At 66.7% G+C, this 2700-nt stretch carries 3 protein-coding genes and 1 pseudogene; 2 read left to right on the top strand and 2 right to left on the bottom strand.

Annotated features, from left to right (window positions below; translation table 11 throughout):
- Positions 1-278: pseudogene (murD, locus tag AC1VAN_RS17730) on the top strand (UDP-N-acetylmuramoyl-L-alanine--D-glutamate ligase); the annotation flags it as partial.
- Positions 279-381: 103 nt separating this feature from the next.
- Here murD and AC1VAN_RS17735 read toward each other — a convergent pair.
- Positions 382-969 (bottom strand): SMI1/KNR4 family protein, encoded by a 588-nt coding sequence (locus AC1VAN_RS17735; protein WP_442252081.1) that lies wholly within the window; start codon positions 967-969, stop codon positions 382-384.
- A 131-nt stretch (positions 970-1100) separates the two neighbouring features.
- Here AC1VAN_RS17735 and AC1VAN_RS17740 point away from each other — a divergent pair, with 131 nt between their 5' ends.
- Entirely contained in the window at positions 1101-1892 is a 792-nt protein-coding gene (locus tag AC1VAN_RS17740; RefSeq protein ID WP_442252082.1) for a dienelactone hydrolase family protein, read from the top strand.
- 71 nt (positions 1893-1963) lie between these two features.
- On the opposite strand, the gene AC1VAN_RS17745 is transcribed toward AC1VAN_RS17740, so the two are convergent.
- Positions 1964-2700 (bottom strand): polyprenyl synthetase family protein (locus AC1VAN_RS17745; protein WP_480986336.1); only part of this gene is annotated, 737 nt, incomplete at its 5' end.

Here is a 2700-nt window from a genome sequence, read left to right on the forward strand (position 1 = left end):
TCGTGACCATGGGCAGCAACGGTCCGCGCATCCACGCGATGCTGCAGCCGCTGGCCGACGCCGGCCGTTTCGGCCTGCATGCCGCTGCCGATCTGCCCGATGCGATGTCGCTGGCGCGTCGCGCACTGGGCGAACAGGGTGGGGTGGTGCTGCTGTCGCCGGGCGCGCCGAGCTATGGCGCCTACCGCGATTACGTTGCACGCGGGCGGCATTTCGCCGAGCTGGCCGGGTTCGACCCGGATACGATCAGCGCGATTCCGGGTATCGGGATCGCCTGACGGTCGTGCCGGCCGGTGGCCGGCAACCCGGGGATTTCATCCACGCATGGCGTGGATCTACTGGAGAGCCGAGCCCACGCCGGCTGCCGTCACCACGACGCGGTCAACGTTCCTCGTCGAGGAAGCTGTAGTCGCGGTCGATCAGCTGCTGCAGGTAGGCATCGAAGCTGGGGGCGATGACCGCGTAGCTGTCCGGGTCGTGCAGGTAGCGCACCACCTGTCCAACGCTGCCGCCGGGTGCGGGATCGAAATCCAGATACAGCATCGAGGTGCCGCCGTTGTTCATGCAGTGCGAGAAGCACAGGCGGCGGCTCATCGGCAGGTCGGCATCGATGCCGGCATCGAGGATCTCCGGTTCTTCTTCCAGCCATTCCTCGTAGATGGAACGGATGCTGTCGTCCCATTGCTGCTGGTCTTCGAAGATCTGCGCGATGGAGCGCAGGTAGTACGGGTAGTCGCCCACGTCCGAGCCCAGCATCAGCACGCAGACCTCGCCCTTCGGATAGTCGCGGAAGTGCGTGCCGTCCACGCGCGAAAGCAGCTCGACCAGGCTGTCGGGCACCTGCGGCCACTGCGCGCGCAGCCGTTGCAGGTCGGCCTCGCTGGCGCCTTCGGTCCACGCCCATTGCGGGGCATCGTCCTCGGGCAGCCGCGGGATCAATCCAGACAGAAAGCGATCAACAAGATTCATGCAGAAAAAAGGGGACGGAGGGGATCAAGTCGTATCCAACCACACCTGCGTCACGCCGCCAATGCAGAATGCGACGCGGGAGGGGCGATTACGGCTTAATCCCCTCCGTCCCCTTTTTCTGGAGCAGGCGCATGAACCGTTGGCGTTGCGGCGTGGCGATGGTACTGGGGCTGGCAGCGATGCCAGCGTGGGCGGCGATGAAGACCCAGCCGGTGGAGTGGAAGCACCAGGGCACGACCTTCATTGGCGTACTGGTCTATGACGATGGAGATGCTGACAAGCGTCCCGGCCTGGTGATGGTGCCGAACTGGAAGGGCGTGAACGAATCGGCCATCGAGAAGGCCAAGCAGCTGGCGGGCGATGACTACGTGGTGCTGGTGGCCGATGTGTACGGCAAGGGCGTGCGGCCGAAGACCGATGCCGAGGCCGGACCGGTGGCGACCAAGCTGCGCAATGACCGGCCGCTGCTGCGGGCGCGGGCGCTGGAGGCGGTCAACGTACTGAAGGCGCAGGCGGGCAAGGCACCGCTGGACGCCAGCCGGATCGGCGCAGTGGGCTTCTGCTTTGGCGGCACCACGGTGCTGGAACTGGCCCGCGCCGGCGCGCCGCTGGCGGGCGTGGTCAGCCTGCATGGCGGGCTCGGCTCCCCCTTGCCGGCGCAGGCCGGCGGCAGCCACCCGTCGGTGCTGGTGCTGAACGGCGCCGACGACAAGAGCGTGACCGCCGAGGATATCGGCAGTTTCCAGAAGGAAATGGATGCGGCCAAGGTGGACTGGGAGTTCACCAACTACAGCGGTGCGGTGCACTGCTTTGCCGAGCGCGATGCCAACAGCCCGCCGGGCTGCCAGTACAACGAACGCGCCGCCAAGCGCGCCTGGAAGGCACTGGATGAGTTCTTCGAGGAGCGGTTCGAGAGGCGTTGAAAAGGTGTGCCGACCAACGGTCGGCACCCACCCGTTCTTGTAGGTGCCGACCGGTGGTCGGCACTCCTCCATCAATGCGAACGCTGTACCGCGTAGCGGGCCAGGCCGCGCAGGGCGGCGACGGCATCGTTGTYGCCCAGGCCGTCAAGCGCCCGTTCGGCGGCCTCTGCATATTCCTCGGCACGACGGCGGCTGTATTCCAGACCTCCCGTGGCGTGGATCGCCGCCAGCACTTCCGGCATCGCCGAGGCATCACCGTTCTGCACGATCGCGCGCAGGCGCTGGCGGGTGGCCTCATCGGAATGGGCCATGGCATGGATCAGCGGCAGCGTCGCCTTGCCTTCGGCCAGGTCGTCACCCAGGTTCTTGCCCAGCTCGTCGGCGTTGGCCGAATAATCCAGCACGTCATCGGCGATCTGGAAGGCGTAGCCCAGGTGCATGCCGTAGTCGTACAGGGCCTGCTGGGTGGCTTCATCGACGCCGCTGGCCAGTGCACCCAGGCGCGTGCCGGCGGCGAACAGCACCGCGGTCTTGCGCTCGATCACGCGCAGGTAGGCGGCTTCGTCGGTGTCCGGGTTGTGCACGTGCAGCAGCTGCAGCACTTCGCCTTCGGCAATGCGGTTGGTGGTGTCGGCCAGGATCTGCATCACCGGCATCCGGTCCAGCTCGACCATCAGCTGGAAGCTGCGCGAGTACAGGAAGTCGCCCACCAGCACGCTGGGCGCGTTGCCCCACAGTGCATTGGCGGTGCTGCGGCCGCGGCGCAGGCTGGATTCGTCCACCACGTCGTCGTGCAGCAGGGTGGAGG

This window comes from Stenotrophomonas sp. 05L44_2 (assembly GCF_056665995.1).